Source organism: Paraburkholderia sp. SIMBA_053 (assembly GCF_046534895.1).
Classification (GTDB): Bacteria; Pseudomonadota; Gammaproteobacteria; order Burkholderiales; family Burkholderiaceae; genus Paraburkholderia; species Paraburkholderia caledonica.
In genome coordinates this window covers 1-255 of the sequence record NZ_JAWRXU010001149.1, presented here as the reverse complement: position 1 = coordinate 255, position 255 = coordinate 1, and the positions used below count along the sequence as shown (strand labels likewise).

The 255-nt window shown below is 61.2% G+C and carries 1 protein-coding gene; it reads left to right on the top strand.

Going from position 1 to position 255, the window contains the following annotated elements:
- Positions 1-255, top strand: a 255-nt coding sequence (locus tag SB753_RS39250; protein WP_410805445.1) for a PucR family transcriptional regulator, incomplete at both ends; no start/stop codon positions are given.

Here is a 255-nt window from a genome sequence, read left to right as displayed (position 1 = left end):
CAAGCTCCTGGCCGACGGTGTGCTGCATCCGCTGGTTGCCCATGACAGGGAGCAGGGTTCGGAGCTGGTGCATTCACTGACGGTCTATTTCCGCAATGGCGGAAGCGTTCGCAAAGCCGCCGCGCAGCTGTTCGTGCATGAACACACGCTGACGTACAGGCTCAAGCGGATCGAGCAGCTCACCTCACGGAGTCTGAAGGACTACAGGGAGAAGTTCGAGCTCTGGCTGGCGATCGAGGCGCGTGCACTGCTGGA